Annotated in this window: 17 protein-coding genes; all 17 read right to left on the reverse strand. The window is 46.6% G+C overall.

Translation table 11 applies throughout. The features are described from left to right. The 17 genes from BH714_RS10860 to wcaJ all read right to left on the reverse strand — a co-directional run bounded on the left by BH714_RS10860 (position 1) and on the right by wcaJ (position 19,151). The gene (locus tag BH714_RS10860) at positions 1-537 is read right to left on the reverse strand and encodes a serine O-acetyltransferase (RefSeq protein ID WP_032678515.1); all 537 of its coding nucleotides are present in this window, start codon (positions 535-537) and stop codon (positions 1-3) included. Continuing rightward, positions 530-1,678, reverse strand: coding sequence for an O-antigen polymerase (locus BH714_RS10865; RefSeq protein ID WP_032678516.1), 1,149 nt, complete (start codon positions 1,676-1,678; stop codon positions 530-532). The genes BH714_RS10860 and BH714_RS10865 overlap by 8 nt, the downstream gene beginning before the upstream one ends. A 1-nt stretch (position 1,679) precedes the next feature. After that, positions 1,680-2,654, reverse strand: a complete 975-nt coding sequence (locus BH714_RS10870; protein WP_040017942.1) for a glycosyltransferase family 2 protein — start codon at positions 2,652-2,654, stop codon at positions 1,680-1,682. Continuing rightward, positions 2,641-3,900: an O45 family O-antigen flippase gene (gene wzx, locus BH714_RS10875; protein ID WP_032678518.1), complete on the reverse strand. Its 1,260-nt coding sequence runs from the start codon at positions 3,898-3,900 to the stop codon at positions 2,641-2,643. The genes BH714_RS10870 and wzx overlap by 14 nt, the downstream gene beginning before the upstream one ends. Then, complete coding sequence (locus tag BH714_RS10880; protein WP_032678519.1) at positions 3,893-4,711, reverse strand: NAD-dependent epimerase/dehydratase family protein; 819 nt, start codon at positions 4,709-4,711, stop codon at positions 3,893-3,895. The genes wzx and BH714_RS10880 overlap by 8 nt, the downstream gene beginning before the upstream one ends. Beyond that, the gene (rfbC, locus tag BH714_RS10885) at positions 4,708-5,247 is read right to left on the reverse strand and encodes a dTDP-4-dehydrorhamnose 3,5-epimerase (protein WP_032678520.1); all 540 of its coding nucleotides are present in this window, start codon (positions 5,245-5,247) and stop codon (positions 4,708-4,710) included. Before rfbC ends, BH714_RS10880 begins: the two co-directional genes overlap by 4 nt. Before the next feature lie 81 nt (positions 5,248-5,328). Next, entirely contained in the window at positions 5,329-7,215 is a 1,887-nt protein-coding gene (locus BH714_RS10890; protein ID WP_040017944.1) for a polysaccharide biosynthesis protein, read from the reverse strand. Between the two features lie 38 nt (positions 7,216-7,253). Then, a complete protein-coding gene (locus tag BH714_RS10895) occupies positions 7,254-7,814 on the reverse strand; it encodes a PglD-related sugar-binding protein (protein ID WP_032678522.1) in 561 nt (186 codons plus the stop codon). Continuing rightward, positions 7,815-8,849 carry an MraY family glycosyltransferase gene (locus tag BH714_RS10900; RefSeq protein WP_040017945.1) on the reverse strand — a complete coding sequence of 345 codons (1,035 nt, stop codon included), beginning with the start codon at positions 8,847-8,849 and terminating at the stop codon, positions 7,815-7,817. Beyond that, positions 8,849-9,793: an NAD-dependent epimerase/dehydratase family protein gene (locus tag BH714_RS10905; RefSeq protein WP_040017947.1), complete on the reverse strand. Its 945-nt coding sequence runs from the start codon at positions 9,791-9,793 to the stop codon at positions 8,849-8,851. Before BH714_RS10905 ends, BH714_RS10900 begins: the two co-directional genes overlap by 1 nt. Before the next feature lie 53 nt (positions 9,794-9,846). Continuing rightward, positions 9,847-10,929 carry a dTDP-glucose 4,6-dehydratase gene (gene rfbB / locus BH714_RS10910; protein WP_040017948.1) on the reverse strand — a complete coding sequence of 361 codons (1,083 nt, stop codon included), beginning with the start codon at positions 10,927-10,929 and terminating at the stop codon, positions 9,847-9,849. A 354-nt stretch (positions 10,930-11,283) separates the two neighbouring features. Then, on the reverse strand, positions 11,284-12,180 hold the full coding sequence (gene galF, locus BH714_RS10915; RefSeq protein ID WP_040017950.1) for a GalU regulator GalF: 897 nt from the start codon (positions 12,178-12,180) through the stop codon (positions 11,284-11,286). A gap of 177 nt (positions 12,181-12,357) precedes the next feature. After that, a complete protein-coding gene (wcaM, locus tag BH714_RS10920; RefSeq protein ID WP_025203690.1) occupies positions 12,358-13,749 on the reverse strand; it encodes a colanic acid biosynthesis protein WcaM in 1,392 nt (463 codons plus the stop codon). A 12-nt stretch (positions 13,750-13,761) separates the two neighbouring features. Next, a complete protein-coding gene (wcaL, locus tag BH714_RS10925; protein WP_014170810.1) occupies positions 13,762-14,982 on the reverse strand; it encodes a colanic acid biosynthesis glycosyltransferase WcaL in 1,221 nt (406 codons plus the stop codon). Next, positions 14,979-16,259, reverse strand: a complete 1,281-nt coding sequence (wcaK, locus tag BH714_RS10930; RefSeq protein WP_024908095.1) for a colanic acid biosynthesis pyruvyl transferase WcaK — start codon at positions 16,257-16,259, stop codon at positions 14,979-14,981. The genes wcaL and wcaK overlap by 4 nt, the downstream gene beginning before the upstream one ends. A gap of 17 nt (positions 16,260-16,276) precedes the next feature. Then, positions 16,277-17,755, reverse strand: coding sequence for a colanic acid undecaprenyl disphosphate flippase WzxC (gene wzxC, locus BH714_RS10935; RefSeq protein ID WP_014170812.1), 1,479 nt, complete (start codon positions 17,753-17,755; stop codon positions 16,277-16,279). Between the two features lies 1 nt (position 17,756). Beyond that, positions 17,757-19,151: an undecaprenyl-phosphate glucose phosphotransferase gene (wcaJ, locus tag BH714_RS10940; RefSeq protein ID WP_040017952.1), complete on the reverse strand. Its 1,395-nt coding sequence runs from the start codon at positions 19,149-19,151 to the stop codon at positions 17,757-17,759. Positions 19,152-19,188 lie beyond the last annotated feature (37 nt).

The following is a 19,188-nucleotide window of genomic DNA, read 5'->3' on the forward strand; positions in this document are numbered from 1 at the left end:
TCAAATACTCTTCTTCACAATCGCCGGAATGCCTACAAGTAGTACATTGTCATCACAGGACTGCATTACAACAGCATTAGCAGCAACAATAACATTGTCGCCAATTCGAATACCACCAAGAACTTTCGCTCCTGAAGCAATCACCACATTATCACCCAAAACAGGACGATTTGCGTGATTAAAGGGGATATCTACATTCTTCGCACCAAGAGTAACCTGTTGGTAAATCGTTGCATTAACGCCAATTTTAGATGCACCAATAACGACACCTTGCGAGTGCGGAATAAAAAAACCACCGCCAATTTCACAATTGGAAGCGATCTCAACACCAAAAATAATAAAATTAAGTAGCGAGAAGATTTTCCCTATAACAGGAATTCTTTTTTTATAGCAGAAATGACTCATGCGATATAATATAACAGGAGTCATCTTCATACCAAAAAATGCTGACACTATTCCTAGTAAAGATACTTTTGATTTGTTACGCCCAGTCAGATTGTAATATCTCAGTACATCATCTTTTACCAACTCAAACATGAGGTTGACTCCGAATATTTATTTTAATTCTCACAAAGACAAGAGTTACAATGAAAAGCAAGAAATACGTCTGGATAAAAAACAAATTATAAAAACCACTAAATATCGCACATTGCATCGCAATCGCGTAAGGAAAAAGACTATAACGATACGATCTTAATAAATTCTTATAGGCCACACTAAAAAGCAACAATAAACAAGTGACCACAATAAGTGAACCCGCGATGCCAAGATCGGGCATTAACTTTTCAAACATTGTTGAAACATTGGCATTATCATCTACCAATGCCATAGTATCGTGAAAGCCTAGATCAGTGTAAATTAGATTTCGGATAACGCTAGGGAAAAGATCCTGGAAGCTTGTGAAGTCGTATACCGGAACTATGTGCGCAAAATTATATGCCAGGTTAGCAAGCCCAGCAGTAATATAAACATAAAACCATGTAAAACCAGAAGGCAGACTTCCCAGGAATTGTCCTTGGGGTGACAATAAATATTGATATGGGTTTTCTGCTCCCCTAATATCACCTACAGCTCCGAACAGTAACACTATTGTCACAACAGCAAGAACTGTATAAATAAACATCTTTCTCGTGAATTTTTTATAGATAAAGAATAAAAAGAATATTTCCACGAGGCCAGACATAAGGATCCCTCGTCTGAAAACCAGCATTTCCCAAATGCTCATTAAAAGTAATATAAGGAGGAACATTTTCCGCCTTGATAAAAGGAAATGATAATACAGAGATGGGAAAATAAAAAGGAATAGCATATTAACTATCCCATGATATGTCGGTATTCCGAACTCAGTGTAATTATACCCCCCTCTAAATTGCATAATCATCGGAATGCCACCTGCCACAATTACATCTGGAATTATCGCAAAGCACCAAATAATTAGCCATATTTTAGTCGCTCGCCAGGACGGCATAATGTCATTAAGGCGAACACGATTAATACTACCAGGTGTGACAAATGGAAGTGCAAAAATCAAACCCAGAACGATATTAATGGATAAAAATACAGTCATCTCATTTGAGAGTGAGCTGATATTAGTCGTCAGCCCAAGTGAGTACAATAAGATTGTGAAAAGCCAGGTTGAAGCATATACAAACCCTGGGGACATAAAAAAAATACTCATCCTAGTTCCTCAAGAATCGAAGTCTTCCACCTTCAATGTATGAAAGTGCCAATACGATCTTATATAAGAAATCTGGTATTTTAATTGCTTTGGTATCTAACATTTCGCACAACCGAAGAAGGAATTTTCTTGTCGTTGTTAGAGGAAGCTTATGTATGATACTGATGAGCAATTTACTGAGGAGTCTATTATCGTCCAACATCACTTCATAGGATGAAAAGAGGCTATCCTTAACACACTCTGGATGTTTTTCTTTCAGCACAGGGAATGATTTAGATGCATACACAATCATTCTTTCTGAAGCTCGGCGCAACGTAGGAGTATCGCTGTCTTCTGCCCTTGCATCGGGTAAAAAATAAAAGTCATACTTTGCTTTTGCAACTCGGATACCGAGTTCTTCATCTTCACAGCCGTAATGATAAAATGTCTCATCAAAACAACCAATCGTATCAATAATATCCCGCGTCAGGATAATGCCATCGCTTGCGAAGAAGCGGGTACTTATAGTCCCTTCAGGTATATTTCGTGCCCCCAGGTAACGACTATCAAAATAGCGGAGATAATTGCTAGTGTAGAGTCTGGCAGGATCGATTCGTATATTAATTCTGGCTGCTGTGTATTGCTTTCCATGAAAAAAGGAAACAATCTTTTTTATCGCCTTAGGTTCAATAAGATTATCGATATCAATAAACATTATCAACGAATTTGACGCAAGAGAAATACCCACATTGCGGGAAATTGCCCGACCAGAATTGACATGATTCCTGTGGAATAAGAAAGTTATCTTATCTTTAAATGTTTCCGCATAAGATGCTGCGATTTCAGCCAGAGAAACCGGACTGCAATCGTCAATAAGAATTAATTCAACAAGGTTGTTTGGATAATCAATTTTCAGTATGGCTTCCATGAACCGCTTGACTTTCGATGGTTCACAGTAAGCAGGAACCACTATTGAAATCTTATCATTGTACTGCACTAATGCACCTCGAAGAATAAATTATATTGAAAGCGTAAACCACTGCTAAACCAATGACAATATTACTCACGCCTACATAATGGAAAATAGCCGGCACAATAGCGACAACTAGACAGAAAGCTATTAGCCATTTAATCGCTAATTTCTTTAATTGCTTCATTCTGATTAAAACCATACTGAGTAATTGGTCTATAGCTAAAATAGGTGTTAACCATACAAAAGTCCGTAAATAACTATAGGCATTAACGAGTTTAGTACCATAAAGAATATGAATTATTATATCGGCAAGTACTGTGGTAGCTAGTGCACCGGCACAGGTAACGGCAAGTGTAGCGAAGATACAGAACGGCAATTTTCTTTTTATTGTTGCAATATCAATAAATTTAAAGATAAAGATTGGTGCAATTGCCTGAACAAAAAGAATACATATTGCATACCAATTATCGACTAACTGGAGTGCTGCTGCATAGTTTGAATACGTTTCTCCGGAAATTTTTCCTTCGAGATATACTCGGTCAAACTTCATGGTCACCTGCTGCATAATCAGACAGAACCATACTGCGACTCCAATCTTGAAATACGCAAAAACCTCCGTATCAACTTTCACGAATCTAAAACCTGTAGCCTTTCTAAACGTATAAAAGATAAAGCCACAAGGTAAAAGTGATTCGATAACCCAAGCCACCCAGAGATAGTTTATTGGTAATTGATTTTTTACACCAATATAAATGACAATCAGCTTAATTATTGCAGCGAGCATCAGCACAAGGCAAGGCAATTTGAGGCGGGCCTGGCTTTGGTACCATGTTAAACCGACAATGAACGTTTCTCGCAATGCCACAGATATAGCCAAACCAATAATAAACTGTCTGGACAATCCACTGGCAGCAAACATTCCCCATGCCATCATGCATAATGCAACGCAAATCCCTGCTGCAAGACGTAATACAATTACATTGCTAATTATGGAGTTTATTTTGGATGGCGCATCCAGCAATTTAGGAATAACCACCTCGGCACCACAGATCCAGGTGCCTGTCATAAATATGGCTAAAATGACGAGAGAATATTGCCAGCTACTGAAATCACCAAAATCATAGTGATTAATTAACAACCGGTTAATGATAATGATTATAACAAGCTGAGTGATTCGCTCAAGACTAAGATAAAAAAAGTTAATAAAGACTTTTCTTTTATCTTCTTCCGCCACAATTTTTTTTATAGCTAACAATAAAAATTTAGACATCTGTCATATTCTTTTTAAAGTTATCAATCATTATCTCTATATCTGACAAGACATTGTTATAGACATGACCAAACTCATTTACAGTTCTGGTGTTATCTGTCGGTGGGAAGTATTCACCTTTAAAGCCTTCATGCCATTTGATCGAACAACCTGTTCGACTAGCAATTAAATCAGCAATATCAGAGGCTGTTGTATTCACACCAGAAGCAATATTGTAAATATCATACTCATTCTTACGACTGATCTGATAAATAACTTCTGCGACATCCTTAACTGAAACATAATCTTTTGCATATGAAGGAGCAACATACATGTCAATATGTTTATTCGAAATCGCATTTCTGATAATGCTTGGCAGGAATAGCTTACTCTTCAATGCCAAACCATATACGTTACTCGGCCTGACAATAATCGTATCTCTAGTGCTTTTTAAGCATAACTCTTCACTCACTAGTTTGGTTAAGTTAAAAAGTCTTCGGTTATCGTTACTGCATACCGTAAGATTATCATCCTCTGACGCGCCATCTTGTTCCATATATACACGCGTTGATGAAATATAGATTAACTTTGAGAATTTGGCGCGTTCAAGTACTGTAGCGAGCAATTCGGTGTTCGATTTGTAAACATCAAATGGTGTGTTTGCACAATCACCATTGCCAGCAGCATAGATTACAATCCCCAGATCTTTTTCAAACAGAGTCTCATCATCTCGCGGTGGAACCACAACTGTTTCGCCTTTCGCCAGAAGGTTTTCAACGATTTCGCTGCCAATAAAACCACGTCCACCGATCACTGTATAATGTATTTTCATAACGTTTTTTTGTACTCAGCAAGTGTAATTAATTTAACATCTTTTTCAGAGAGTAGTGGTGATGTTACCGGCCATTCAATCGCAATATCCGGATCGTTCCATATAATCCCACCTTCATCCTTTGGATCGTAAAAGTCAGTACACTTGTAATGGAAATCGGCATATTCACTTAATACGCAGAATCCATGAGCAAACCCAGGGGGAACGTATATTTGGTTATTCTTCTCGCCAGAAAGAATAACACCTACGTACTGACCAAACGTATCAGAATCCTGGCGAAGATCTACTGCAACATCATAAACTTCACCACTGATTACGCTGACTAATTTCCCCTGGGGTTTCGTTTTCTGGAAATGCAATCCGCGCAAAACATTTCGACTCGAACGTGAGCGGTTATCCTGTACAAAATTACCTTTAATTCCTGCATCTTCGTATTTTTCTTTATGCCAGGCTTCAAGGAAAAAACCACGGGTATCACCAAAAACCTGAGGCTCAATGATCACACAATCTTTTAAAGGGGTTTGAATTACTTTCATTTAAAATCCTTCGATGGGAAAGTATCACTTTCCCATCAAGTTTGTTGATTACAATCAGATTAACGTCGTGACTAATACTGCTTAGCTTTTATTCTCTTTCCAGAGTAAGTCACAGATATCATCGGTTGGATTAAATGCGGTTGGCGCGTTTAGCAATATTTCACGTACCTGCTCATAATCAAAATTGCTACATGAGGTATCAAGCTTTGCAAGAATGTCTTTCATTTCCACCCAAGGAAGCATGACTTCATTCGCAGTTTTGATTCTCGGATGCTGTGTAATGGAGACGTTATCACCAATTAACAGTTCTTCGTAAAGTTTCTCACCCGGTCGCAATCCCGTCATTTTGATAGCAATATCCCCATAAGGATTTTTATCATCACGAACGGTAAGCCCCTGTAAAGCAATCATTCGATGCGCGAGATCAATAATTTTAACCGGCTCACCCATATCCAGCACGAAGACATCCCCTCCGCTGCCCATTGCTCCAGCTTGAATCACAAGCTGTGCAGCCTCAGGAATGGTCATGAAATAACGAGTGATATCAGGATGCGTTAACGTTACCGGGCCACCTGCAGCAATCTGCTTTTCAAACAATGGAACAACGGAACCAGACGAACCTAAGACATTTCCGAACCTGACCATACTGAAACAGGTTTTACGGGACTCTGATGCTCGCGCCTGAAGGATGAGCTCCGCCATACGCTTCGTTGCACCCATAGTGTTTGTTGGCCGCACAGCTTTGTCCGTAGAGATCAGAACAAAACTTTCGACGCCACAATTTTCCGCAGCTTGAGCACAACTCCAGGTTCCGAAGATATTATTTCGGATACCGTCAATTACGTTGAATTCAACTAGCGGAACGTGCTTATAGGCTGCAGCATGGTAAATCGTCTCAACGTTGAATGCCTTAATTAGCCTTTCAAGATGTTCCATATCCTGAACATTCCCCAGGATTGGGTAAATCTTAATATTGAGCGATTTCGATACAATTAAATTTCGGAGTTCAGAATCAATAGAATATAGTGAGAACTCTGATAATTCGAAAAGAATTAGTTGAGAAGGCCTATTTCTGATGATTTGTCGGCATAACTCAGAACCGATCGAGCCACCTGCGCCAGTGACCATGACTGTTTTACCCTGAATATTCTTTGATACTAACTCAGGGATTGGAGAAACAGGATCGCGGCCCAGAAGGTCGGTAATCACAACTTTACGCAAGGAATCGATTCTTGCTTTTCCTTCAACCAGGTCAACCATCCCCGGAATTGAAAGTACCTCGCAAGGGAGCCCCTCCAGGGTGGATATTACCTCGTTTTTTCTCGCGCGGCTTGCACTTGGCATTGCCAGCAGGATTTTCTTCGCCTCATACTTATCAATCAGCCATGCTAATTTTTCTGGTGAAAATACGCTTACTCCATGGATGACCTGACCCTGCAAGGAGCGATTGTCGTCGACAAACGCAACAGGATAGTATTCGTCCATCTGACTCAAGGCGGGAAGTAACTGGCGTCCGGAAGCTCCGGCCCCATATATAATTACTCGAGTGCCTAATTTTAAACCGCGGTTTATCAACATTCTCATTCCAAGACGTGAGCCGGCAATGAGCAAGACGCCAAACGAGAAGTAAATGAACGGAATTGTCCTTGGGAGATATAAATTAGTATAAAAGGCGGCGATAATCAGTAGCAACGATGAAGTCATCATCCCAACAGCTACAACAAGTAGTATTTTCGCTGTTATATAACGTATTACTGCCCGATAAAGACCCAGTTTAACGAATATTGCCAAAGTAATGACAATTACTGATGTAAGTAATAGCCAATGCGATACGCTAGTTAATGGCGTCATAGAGTCAATACGGACCCAAAATGCAAACCAGAATGCGCACATTAACAGAACAACATCAATAGAGAGTGTTATAATCCGTTTTACCGGTCTTGGCAAAGAAATTAAATAAGTTAGCATACTAAAAACTAGTCGCCTCGTTAAAGCTTGCTATTAGTTTATAAAATAGTACCAGGAGGGCATATGACATGCTCGTCCACTGTAGCACTATATCCACCCACTGTTCCCGCCTGGAGAAATGCCGATTTACCGATATTCGCTCCCCCAGCAAGATGCACACCCACACCTAAGTGCGCAAAATCACCAAGAGTAGAATCATGATCCACCGTTGAATGACAATTAACTATCGTTCCCTGCCCCAAGACTGAGTTTGCGCCAATAACGGCACCGGCTAAAACTACACTGCCGTTCCCCAAAGTAGCGGAAGGACTCACGAATGTAAAAGGGTGAACGAGCGTTATAGGGGTAATGTTTAAGGAGTAAAGCTGCTGATGGAACAACTCTCTAAGCTTATTGTTGCCAATCCCAATAACAATATATTTGGCAGTGCTCGCATAGAGCTTAAGCTCGGAGGTTTTTCCGATAACACGAATTTCTGCCATGTCAGAGCACAATTCATTATCATCGAGGAAGGCAATATTTTCATACCCTAAAAGTTTAGCCGTATCATACAGCGTACGTCCATGACCACCAGCGCCTACAATAATCAGGTCATACATTTATGTGTTCTCTTTATCTTTGACTCCAGCACCACATTTGAAAGCAATAAAAATCAACGGTAACCATGCAATGATTAGGCCTGTGATTCCGTCAATTTTTGCCGAAATGATTAGGTATGCAATGGGGAATAACCAAATGATATTGATTGCGATCGCTGCCAAAGTAACTGGCACATGACTCTTATATTTCCGGGCAAGTATTTGGTAGCAATGGCTTGCATGTGCTTCGTATACCTTTTTTCCCGCGAGTAATCTTCGAAGCAAGGTTGTGGTTGCGTCAACAACGAAAATACCAAGCAGGCAGAGTTCCGCGATCAACACATGGGGATCTAGCTTAGCAAAATAAAGAATCATCAGGCCAATGGTAATGCCTAAAAAACCACTTCCGGCATCCCCCATAAAGATCCTCGCCACTGGGAAGTTCCAGACAATGAATCCCACCGCAGCCCCAGCGAGCGCCATTGCAATCATCGCCATCGCATCAGAGGAGCCAGAGTAGTGATTGAGCGTTATCAACGCGACGCTGCACAGCGAAAAGGTAATAGCTTGCGCACTTGCAAGACCATTAATGCCATCCATAAAGTTATAGAGATTAAGCATCCACACTAAATAGACGCTTCCGAGAATCATTCCAATCCATGACAAGGACACGACATAGCCAAACATATCAATTTCAGGGAATGAGTCTAAGAAATAGAGCCCTATTGCTGCAGCTAAAAAATGCATTAGCAGACGCCAACGTGCTGCAATATGGCCATGATCGTCAAGGAAACCAATAACAGCAATCAATACCCCCGGCACGAAGAAACCTAAAAATGTCTCCAGAGAGAGATGGCTGGTGAATACCAGCCAAACTAATGTAGCTAACAATGTTAATACTATAGCTACCCCTCCCCCACGTGGCGTTGGCACACTGTGTGAGCTTCGTTGGTTTGGCTGATCGATCACATTATTCTTGATGGCGTATAATCTTAATCCCCAGGTCAATGCACATGATAAACAGAATGCAAAAACGATAATCTCCAGATACAACATTATTTGTTACCTTCAATAAAATTCTTTGCTGTTTTTACCATCGTTTCTTGCAATGTAACAGGTGGCGTCCACTGAAGTTGCTCTCTTGATTTCTTTGAATCTACTTCCAGATCGCCAAAGAGTTGATCATAGATATTTTTTTTACCTAATACTGAAAGCAATACTTTCAATATACTCTTGGGAAAATAAACCATCCGCCCTTTCATCCCCATCCCGGTTGAGAATGCTTTTATCATTTCTCCGGTCGAAGGATGTTCCTGGTCGGCTAATAGATAGAGCTGATTCTTTGCTTTTTCATTCGTAACACATTCGCTGACAAAGCTGACTACGTTGTCTAAAGAAACCAGAGCACGTTTGTTTTTTACTGATTTAAATGGTAATGGAAGATTTCGAGATACTAGTTTTAATAAGCGTTGAATATTGCCAGGAGCATTTGGACCACAGATCAATGCCGGGCGGACGATGGTTATAGCCATTGCACTCCCTGAAAATTTCTTGAGAAGACTTTCCTCGGCTTCGAGCTTAGATATAGCATAATCGGACGTGGGCTTGGCCGGTGTCAATTCACTGAAAGGCATCCCTGAAGTGGAATTGCCATTAACACCTATTGAACTGATGAAGATGAAATGTTTTATGCCACAGTTTGCAGCGTCATTCGCTAATTTCATTGTCGCATCATGGTTTACACGACGAAATTCGGTCAGCGCATCTTTGGCGTCATCATTAAGGATATGTGCTCTGCCAGCTGTATGAATGACGGTATCACAACCTTGTAAAATTGTGCTCCAATCAGTTTGCGCAGAGATATCTCCAAGGTTGTACATACCCTGCTCGATATTCTCTTCTCGACGCGTAGTAGATATTACCTGATGACCTGCTGCTCTCAACGTATTGACTAAAGTAGCACCGAGAAAACCAGTCCCCCCTGTCACTAAAACTTTCATTATCATCCCCTATCAGCTAATTAACTTTTTGCAATAAACGAAATGAACAGCCCTTAACGATTCTGATAATTGAGTGTAATCCAGGATTTATAATTACCGCTTTTAACGTTATCCACCCATTCTTTATTTGCCAAATACCATTCAACAGTTTTACGGATCCCACTTTCGAAGGTCTCCACTGGCTTCCAGCCCAGCTCAATTCCAATTTTCTCAGCGTCAATGGCGTAGCGACGGTCATGGCCCGGACGGTCAGCAACATACGTAATCTGATCGCGATAAGAGCCCTCTTTTGGCATAATCTCATCCAGCAGATCGCAAATAGTATGTACGACCTCCAGGTTCTGCTTCTCGTTATGGCCACCAATATTATAGGTCTCTCCCGGTTTCCCCTGGGTGACAACGGTGTAGAGTGCACGCGCATGATCTTCTACATACAGCCAGTCACGAATCTGATCGCCCTTGCCGTAAATAGGCAGTGCTTTACCGTCCAGCGCATTCAGGATAACCAGCGGGATCAGCTTTTCCGGGAAGTGGTATGGGCCGTAGTTGTTTGAACAGTTGGTGACAATGGTCGGGAAACCGTAGGTACGCAGCCAGGCGCGAACCAGATGGTCGCTGGAGGCTTTCGACGCTGAATATGGGCTGCTAGGTGCATACGCGGTAGTTTCCGTAAAGAGTGGCAGCTCAATTGATGCCGGATGCTCATCAGGATGCGGTAAATCACCATACACTTCGTCGGTAGAGATGTGATGGAAACGAAACGTGTTCTTCGCCTGCTCATCCAACATTGACCAGTACGCGCGAGCGGCTTCCAGCAGCACATAAGTGCCGACGATATTCGTTTCAATAAACGCGGCCGGGCCGGTAATTGAACGATCGACGTGACTTTCAGCAGCCAGATGCATTACCGCATCAGGTTTATGCTTTGCGAAGATACGTTCCAAGGCGTCTTTGTCGCAAATGTCCGCATGTTCAAAAGCATATCGTTCGCTGTCACTGACTTCACTAAGCGACTCAAGGTTGCCGGCATAAGTCAGTTTATCCACATTGACGACGACGTCCTGGGTATTCTTAATAATATGTCGTACAACCGCTGAGCCGATAAAGCCGGCTCCACCCGTCACAAGAATTTTCACGTTATCTATTCCGCCTGTTGGAAATGTCTGGATACTGGCGCTCTGAAATCCGATCGTTTATTAACGCTTTCAGAAATTAAGCACGCTACCGCCCCTGGCTTGACAGCTACCAGTGCACTGAGCGATTTTTGATTAAATGATTTTTCTTGTCTGGATACAGACAAAAAACTGGCGTTAATTGTCGTCCTAAATGGCATCAGAAACAAGCACAAATCGTTACAAATTCGTCGAGATTTAAATCAGATAACTCTCTGTTATCACTGAAATTAATAACAAAAAGCGGTAGCCCGCATTCTGGTTATGTTACAACACCAAAATACCGACTACCGCTTATATAAAGTGAGAAGATGTGGTTCAGTCGTTAGCCAGCAACTTCTCAATCCGGCTTCTGAACTTCTGACCTTCCTTCAGGTTACGCAGGCCATACTTCACAAATGCCTGCATATAGCCCAGTTTCTTACCGCAGTCGTAGCTGTCACCGGTCATCAGCATCGCGTCAACAGACTGCTTCTTAGCCAGTTCAGCAATCGCATCGGTCAACTGGATACGGTCCCAGGCACCCGGCTCGGTTTTTTCCAGCTCGGCCCAGATATCCGCGTTGAGAACATAACGGCCAACGGCCATCAGGTCAGAATCCAGCGTCTGCGGCTGATCCGGTTTCTCGATAAACTCAACGATACGGCTCACCTGCCCTTCCGTCTCCAGCGGTTCTTTAGTCTGGATAACAGAGTACTCGGAGAGATCGCCTTTCATGCGCTTAGCAAGCACCTGGCTGCGGCCCGTTTCGTTGAAGCGCGCCACCATTGCCGCCAGGTTGTAACGCAGCGGATCGGCAGATGCGCTGTCGATAATGATATCCGGCAGAACAACGATGAACGGGTTGTCACCCACGACCGGGCGTGCGCAAAGAATGGAGTGGCCCAGACCCAGCGGCTGTGCCTGACGCACGTTCATGATGGTTACGCCAGGAGGGCAGATAGACTGCACTTCAGCCAGCAGCTGGCGTTTTACGCGCTGCTCAAGCAACGCTTCGAGTTCGTAAGAGGTGTCGAAGTGGTTTTCTACCGCATTCTTGGAGGAGTGCGTAACCAGGACGATTTCTTTGATCCCTGCAGCAACAATTTCATCGACAATGTATTGAATCATCGGTTTGTCGACAATCGGCAGCATCTCTTTAGGAATGGCTTTTGTGGCTGGCAACATATGCATGCCCAGGCCTGCTACCGGAATGACTGCTTTCAAATTAATCATTATTTCTTCCACCTTAAAATGGTTGACGAATTATAGCTCTTTAACCTGTTTTCGCCAGCATGATTTGCCGTGATTCTTATATGATGTTAGGGGACCACATCACAAAAAACAGTAGTTGTAATCTGAATAGATCGCGTTTCTGTGCCAGGAATAGTCGCAAAAAAAGACAATTGTCGATTATCTGTGCGGGAGCGCAAAATTCAGCCGCTCCGTATTCACCACCTGCTGGTCCACGCGGTCAATATCCACGGAGCTCTGCCCTTTCTCATTCACAGCCTTGATGTTCGCCAGCGACAGTAAGGTCTCATCTTTAGCCATAAACTTGCCTCGCACATCCTTACGCAGGTCGAAATTCATCTTCAGCGCCGGGCCGACGGCAGCTTCCTGCATCACGTTGATATTACGCAAGAAGAGGTGTTGCGGTTTGTTGTGCAACTCAAGCGTTGCCCGCTGCATCTCAACGTTGGTGATGGCCACAAAGGAGGTGGCGTTGCCGGATGAAATTTGTATTCCGCGCAGTTTGTACGCAAGCTGGCGATTATCCAGGCGAATGTCGTTCAGCTTAAAGTTCTGAGGTATCGAGAGATAGTCACCTTTTATTACACCGTAGCCGATCAGCATGCCAGCACTATTGACCATATCGACATTATCAATAATGAAATTATCACAGCCATAAATGGCTACCGTGGCGTTGTCTATTCCCGCCTTCTTGCTGAAGTCAGGAGTGATATTCTTGGCCTTAATATTGCGAATAATAAAGTGCTTACCGTTTTCGACGTGGACTAACTGACGACAGTTGCTACCGGTGATATTTGCCACCACGAAGTTCTTCACCGTTTGCTTTTCCGGATAATCGTTGTCGTAGGTGCTGCCGGCGAGACCAATGCCGATGCCCCAGTTGATCTTGCCGTTTGTACAGTTAATGTTGTCAATCACATGATCGGAGATCAGGATGTTACGGTCATTAATGGCGACGTTCCACTCAATCGCGTCGCCCTGCAAATGGCTGAATTTACTGTTGGTGATGCGCGCGCCATCTATCTGATTATGGAATCCCTGGCGCAGGATGGCGTAGTTAGCCTGGCTTACGCTGATGTTATCAATCAGCAGGTTGCGCATGACGCGAGGCTTTTTGCCGCCAATGTAGATCTGCGTCACCGGTCCAAAGCCGCTCATTGCCAGCCCTTTGATCACACAGTCTGAACCGCGAATGTCCAGCGTAATGTTCTCCGTGCGGCCGTCACCTTCACCAATCACTTTACTGCCTTCCTGCAGCACAAAGCGTCCGCGACCATTTCCCGTTAACGCACCGCGGATCAACAGCGTTTTACCGTCAGGAATGAAAATGCCCGTATTGATGTTTTTACAGGTGAGCCCGGCAGGGACAACAACGGTGTCGCCTTCGTTAAATGCCTGCTTAAAGGCGGCGATCCAGTCGTTGTTGTTGTACTGGTTAACAGAGACCGTCTTTCCGGTTGCCGCCCGCGCAATGCGGGACGACAGCAGCGGCGTAGCCGCCAGGACGGATAATGAAGAGACAAAGGTGCGTCGGGTAATCTTTTTCAGCATACAACCTCGGCGTTACAACGTTTGCAGCAGGCTCGCTAACTGGCGATTAATCACCTGCTGGTTAAAATCTGCTTCAACTTTTTGTCGGGCGTTGTGGATAACGGGCTCCAGCGCCTGCTGGTCGATGCCGCTAAATTCGGCTAAACGATCCGCAAGGGCCATCGCATTATTCTCCGGTACCAGCCAGCCGGAGTAATCAGACTTGATTAACTCCGGGATCCCGCTGTGCAGGGTCGACACCACCGGAATACCGACGGCCATCGCCTCCATTAACGCAACCGGGATCCCTTCCATATCGCCATCGGCGCCGGTCACGGAAGGCAGCAGGAATACATCCGCCTCATCCAGCATGGCCTTCACCTCGTGGCTTGGCTTAAAGCCTGGCATCTCCACGTAATCTTCCAGCTGATACTGTTCGATAAGCGTGCGAAGACGACGCTCCCACGGGCCAATACCGAGAATGCGATAGCGGAAATCCACGCCGCGCGCTCGCAGCTGGCGGCAGGCTTCGATGGCCACGTGTAGACCTTTTTTCTCCGTCAGACGTGCCACAGAAATAATCTGCAGCGGTTTTCCCGGTACCTTGACCGGGCGGCGGGTAAAGCGCTCTAAATCCACGCCCATACGCGAAACGGTGATTTTTTCCTGCGGACAGCCCATGTTTTTCAGACGCCCGGCCCACAGGTCGCTGATGGGCAGCATCATGTCGCCACGGCGGAAAAGCTGCTGATACTCCGGCGTGTAGTGGTTCAATACCTCGCGGCTGGAGATGTCGATACCGTGGAAGATGGTCGCAATCTTACCGTCAATCACCCCCAGCTCACGCAGTTTGGCGGCGGTCACGCCCGCCGGGCCAAAGTGAGCAATAAACACATCGGCGCGGTACGGCTGCGCCGTTTGACCACAAATGGCAGACAGGATCAGGTTGCGAGATTCCGCGCCATAGCGGGAAACATTCAGCGCGCGCCAGGTCGACGCACGATGGATCCCGCGTAAGGTCTGGCTGGCCCGGTGGCGCAGCTTATTTACTCTTCCTGAGGGCTCGTCCTGCAGCCAGCGGGTTTTCGCCTCCAGCCCATACTGCGTATACGCCGCATGGGTATTTTGTGTATCGCCCTTTTGCAGGGCGATGATCTCCACGTCGTATCCCATATCGATAAACGCGGTGATTTGGTTCAGCACAAAGGTTTCAGACGACAGCGGAAATTTCAGTAAGAAGAAACCAACCTTCATTTCCCCTCCCGGACGCGGTCGAGCACCGATTTCACCATCCCAATTCCCTTCTCGCGCTCGGCTTTCACCGCGACGGCCAGGCGTTCATTGATGGCAGGCAATTGCCCCAGGGTATCGCCCACCATCGCGCCAAGCGAACCATCCAGCAGATGACGAATATCAACGGCCATTTCAGGCATGCCAAGCTGCTGCATAATACCGGCTGACTTGTGCTCGTAGTTAATCGCAATGGCCGGCGTGCCAAAGTTCATCGAAATGATCGCCGAGTGCAGACGCGTGCCCACGGTGAGGTCACAGGCTGAGAGCAATTTGCCCATCTCGAGGTCGTTCAGTTCATCCATTACTACGTGATAACGGGACGGATCGTTTACCAGGTTGCGCAGGTTCAACGCCACCATGCGGTCATCTTTGTTATAGCTGTCTATGCCGGTACAGGTTGAAAGCGCCAGCACCTGGTATCCGCTGTCCAGCACACGGTTAACCACGTCAGCAAACGCTTTCTCATACGCCGCCTGGGTGGTGCCTAAACGTTTATCAAACGGTGCGAGTTCGCGCAGAGTGATGGCGACCGTTTTTTGTTTCGCCGCCACGTCCAGCCAGTGCTGCACTGCGTAGCTCGCCTGGAAACTGTCGTCCTGATGATCCACCAGCCAGGCGGTGTCCACCCCGTGTTCCACTTTCGAAGTGTCAATCTCGCTGCGTTTCATCATATCGAGGCTTACCGACTCACGCAGGATCAGGGCATCGCAGTGGCCGAAGACATAGTTTGCCAGCTGGTTAAACTGCGGATCCTGGAACGGCCCGACGCTGTGACCAATCATAAACAGCGGTTTTTTCGCCATGAATGTGCAGAGTGCGTGCTCAAACTGCGGCACACCGTAAAGATCGACGAAGAACGATCCGCCGACCTGAATAATGGCGTCGTAGCCCGACAGCAGTCGAACGAAATCCGTGAAGCCCTGAGCAATGGCGATGTTACGCAGCTTGCCAGTATCAGTTACACGGGACAGCAACACCTGGTGCTGATAGCGACGGCGCAGAACTTTCTTCACGCGTCCCATCACGCCGGCGGCGTTGTTGTGCTGCTTCATCTGGCTGTAGAGCGGGTCGCCCATTACCGGGCGGTTCAATAACCAGGAAGAGCTGACCGGATAACGGCTCATCACGTCCACTTCAGTCTCAGGCTTAAGGGTGTTAATCGCATCCAATAAACCGCGCAGAATGGCGCTGTCGCCACGGTTGCCGCAGGTATGGTTGCCAAGAATAAGTAATTTCATAATGGCCTCTTAAATAACTAGCCTGCGCGAAGCAGCGTTTTCATTTTTTCGTTACGGCAAAACTGGCGCTTCATCTCCACCACCAGCGCATTACGTGACAGCACAATCATCACGCCAAACGCCAGTGCACCTGCTGCGACCTGTATTGCCAGCATGGCCGCGAGCGGCAGATGGCCAGTGAGCACGATGCCCAGGCCATAGCTCACCGCAAGGGTAGGCAGTGACAGATAAAACGGCAGCCACAGGCTCAGAATGTACTGCCGGTAGCTGGAGCCCAGCACCGGCTTGATCATCACGAAGTAGCTCAGAACGGTGTTGATGATCTGCACCAGCAGAAAACCAAGCGTGACCCCAATGGCGCCGGCCATATGTCCACCGACGATAATCGCCGGAATAAACAGGAACGTTTTAAACACGTTGAATTTGAAGCTGATATCAACCCGCGCTTTAGCCATCAGCAGTGAGCCAATCGGGTTGCCAACGGATCGCAGCAGCCCCACCACGCACAGCAGCTGCAGGATCGGGATAATGCTGTTCCACTTCTCGCCAAACACCAGCGGCACGAAGTTGCTCGAGACCACCATCAGCCCCAGCAAAACCGGGAAATTGATAATGCCCACCACAGAGAGCAGCTTGTAAAAATTGACGCGCAGCTTCTCGGTGTCGTCCTGAATTTTGGCGAACGCCGGGAACAGTACGCGGGTGATAATCGGGTTGAGCTTCATCGGTGGTACTACCGCGACGTTGTACGCCAGGTTGTACCCGCCCGCGACGCTCGCGCCGAGGATGCGTGCCAGCACCAGCGTGGAGAGGTTGGTGTTGACATAGTTGATGATGCTGTCGGCGGTGAGCCACGCGCCAAAACGCAGGTTGGATGACACCGAAGCGAGAGAGAAATGCAGCCCAGGACGGTAAATCTTGCGGCCAAAGTAGCCGAACAGCAGCGTACGCACGGCAGAGTTAACCAGATACCCGAGGATAGCGGTCATGGCCAGCGGCCAGAAATGGGCGCTGACCACGGTAAAGGTAAACCCTGCGAGAACGGCGCTGGTCTCGATCATCCCAATTTTGTTGAATTCCAGCTCTTTCTGCATCAACGCGCGGAACTGTTGCCCGTGCGGGATCACCACAAAAGCAAACGAGAGCGTACGCATCAGCGGTGCCAGATCGGGGTTGTGCAGCACGCTGGCGATGGTATCGCTCAACAGGAACACCAGCACGAAAACGAACACCCCCAGCCCAACGTTCAGCCAGTAGAGCGTGGTCAGTTCCAGATGGCTGATCTCTTTGCGCTGGATAATCGAGTTAGCAATGCCGAAGTCAGACAGCGTATCGGCCAGCGCGATAATCACCAGCGAGACGGTCAGCAGACCGAACTGGTGGTTATCGATAATGCGCGCCAGCACCGTCATCTGCACCAGGCCGAGGCCAATGATGACAATGGTCGCCATCGCTGACCATTTGGCGCCGCTGATGGTTTTTTCACGTAAGCTCATCTTAGTACGCCGCTTTGTTCACGAAACCTTTGAAGATGGTCAGAAAGACGATCTTGATATCGAACCAGAGGCTCCATTCACGGATGTACTCCAGGTCGAATTCGATGCGTTTTTCCATTTTTTCCAGCGTGTCGGTCTCGCCGCGCCAGCCGTTGATCTGCGCCCAGCCGGTAATGCCTGGCTTCACTTTATGGCGCAACATGTAGCCTTCAATCAGCGAGCGGTACTGTTCGTTGTGAGCCACGGCATGGGGACGGGGTCCGACAATCGACATGCCACCGGTAAAGACGTTGATAAACTGCGGCAGCTCATCCAGCGAGGTACGGCGCAGGAAGTTCCCCACCCGCGTCACACGTGGATCGTTCTGCGTCGCCTGGGTCACGACCTTGTCGTTCTCCATCACCTTCATTGAGCGGAATTTCCACACCATGATGGGCTTACCGTCCATGCCGTAGCGGGTCTGACGGAAGATAACCGGGCCCGGGGAGCTCAGCTTCACCGCCAGAGCAATGCAGCACAGCACCGGGGAGATCAGCAGTAAGATCAGTGAAGAGAGCACGATATCCTCCAGGCGCTTGAGCACGCGATTGATACCCGACAGCGGGGTGTCATACAGCGGCACGACCGGCACGCCGTTCACTTCTTCAATACGGGAGTGGAGGATGTTAAAGGTAAAGACGTCCGGGATCAGGATCACCGAACAGGTGGTATCGGCCAGTTCACGCATCAGTTTCTTAATGCGGGATTCATCTTTCATCTGCATCGCGATGTAGACATTATGAATTTTGCCGGCTTTCGCGTCCTCAATAAGCTGTTCGTAATTACCGGCCCAGTCTGAAGGCACGCCGCCAGGCTTCGCGTCGTGATAAATCCCGACCACTTCAAAACCTAACCATGGCTCTTTGCGGAAGCTATCGAGAAGCACCTTCCCTACCAGCAAATCCCCCGCCACGGCGACAAAGCGACGGTTATAACCGCGGTTACGCAGCCAGCCGGCGCCAAAACGGATCAGGGTGCGGCATACCACCATGCCGACGCTGGTAATCAGGTACCAGCACAGATACGTCACCAGGCGATTATCAAAATCCTGACTGAATGCCACCAGCCCTGCGCTGAAGATCAGGCTTAATGTCCAGTTCTGCAGCAACAGCATCAGTTCGGTGGTCATTTTCACACCACGCCACGAACGGTAGAAGTCGGTCATCCCCCCGATCATCTGGAACACAACCAGCGCAATCAGCGCCATGAGCAGATGCATGTAGAAGAAGGATTGCCCGCTTACCCAACTCACCACCCATAATCCGCCGACCATGATGGTGATATCAGAAAAACGCTGCACCATGGAGATTAACGATGCATTCGTTCTCGCTCGTTCGCGTTTTTTTAGATTCGTCATCGTTGTTCCTTTAGTTCAACACCTGCCCCCTCACCCC

The organism is Enterobacter ludwigii, assembly GCF_001750725.1.
In the GTDB taxonomy this organism is placed as follows: Bacteria; Pseudomonadota; Gammaproteobacteria; order Enterobacterales; family Enterobacteriaceae; genus Enterobacter; species Enterobacter ludwigii.